This is a genomic window from Acinetobacter sp. 1566109, assembly GCF_000582255.1.
Taxonomy (GTDB): domain Bacteria; phylum Pseudomonadota; class Gammaproteobacteria; order Pseudomonadales; family Moraxellaceae; genus Acinetobacter; species Acinetobacter nosocomialis.
Genome location: NZ_JEYB01000171.1, coordinates 1 through 1,577 on the forward strand (window position 1 = coordinate 1; position 1,577 = coordinate 1,577).

A 1,577-nucleotide genomic window follows, 5' to 3' on the forward strand; every position below is an offset into this window, starting at 1 on the left:
ACATCGGCATCGTACATTTCTTTAAAAAAAGCAACAATTTCTCTATTTGTCATTCCTTTCGCATATAGCGAAAGAATTTGATCATCCATGCTAGTAATGCGCGTTTGATGCTTCTTAATAATCTGTGGTTCAAAAGAGCCGTCACGATCACGAGGGATATCTAAAGCAAGCTGCCCATCTTGTGTTAGAACTGTTTTGGAGCTAAAACCATTACGTGCATTAGATCCTTTCTTAGGTTGATGCTTTTCATAGCCTAAATGTTCAGAAGGCTCAGTATTCAGAGCGGTTTCGATCATGAACTTTTTAAATATGGCTGTCATTTGGTTTAAATCTTCAGGAGTTTTTAAACCTTTAGCTAATTCAGCTGCCATACTTTTGATTGTAGCTTCATCCATGTGAAGTACCTCTTTTTATTATCCTCAGTAGGATAAATGAAAATTAAGTACTTACACAAAATTTAGAACAGTCCCAATGAAACTGAATGTTCAATTACTTTAAGAAGTGGCCATATTATCCGTGTCGTTGGTCTAGATAACTATGATGACCTTCGTGGATCTGGTTTATTTTTCTTAATTATTGATGAATGGGCCGACTGTAAATGGGCTGCATGGGAAGAAGTGCTTCGCCCGATGCTTTCTACCTGTAAGTATATGGTGAACGGCGAACAGCGAGTTGGTGGCCATGTTTTAAGAATTGGTATGCCTAAAGGCTTTAACCATTGTTATGACACATTCATGGATGGTCAGCCAGGGCATGAACCAGACTGTAAAAGCTTTTCTTACACTTCATTACAAGGTGGAAATATTCCTGAGTTTGAAATCATTGTTGCTAAACGCAAAATGGATCCTAAGACATTTAGTCAGGAACATGAAGCAAGCTTTGAGAGCTATCAAGGTGTCATCTACTATTGTTTTAACCGGTTGCTAAGTGCATCAAGTGAAACAGTTAAGGTTAATGATGTTCTTCATGTGGGAATGGACTTCAACGTAACTAAAATGGCTGCTGTGGTATATGTTCGCCGTGGTGAGCATATGCATGCGGTAGATGAGTTCTTTAATCTATTCGATACTCCAGCAATGATTGAGGCTATCCAAGAGCGATATCCTAATCACGAGGTTGCAGTTTATCCCGATGCTTCAGGTGAGAATCGAAAGTCGAGTAATGCTAGTGAGACAGATCTGGCTTTATTAAGAAAGGCAGGTTTTAAAGTTCATGTGAATAGTCGAAATCCAGCAGTAAAAGATCGTATTAACTCAATGAACGGTATGCTCTGCAATACATTATCTGAGCGCAGATTATTCGTAAATGTAGATAAATGTCCTCACTTTGCTAAATGCCTAGAGCGACGAATCTATGATGATTATGGACAGCCGGATAAGAGTGCCGGTTTTGACCATATGAATGATGCAGGTACATATCCAATCGCTTATTTATTCCCGATCGACAAGAAATCTGTTGGAGTTCGAAGAATTCGCGGGATGTCTTAAACAATGCACCTTTACAGGTGATTTTTTATTGGTGTTTTTATGGCAGTTACTGATAAACATCCGCAGTATATTGCTGCACAAAAAAGCTGG

General features: G+C 38.9%; 1 protein-coding gene and 1 pseudogene. One reads left to right on the forward strand and one right to left on the reverse strand.

The window, feature by feature from the left end; translation table 11 throughout:
* On the reverse strand, positions 1-395 hold a 395-nt coding region (locus J582_RS25100), incomplete at its 3' end, for an IS256 family transposase (RefSeq protein WP_032048910.1).
* A 72-nt stretch (positions 396-467) separates the two neighbouring features.
* Here J582_RS25100 and J582_RS25105 point away from each other — a divergent pair.
* Positions 468-1,487: pseudogene (locus tag J582_RS25105) on the forward strand (terminase); the annotation flags it as partial.
* Positions 1,488-1,577 lie beyond the last annotated feature (90 nt).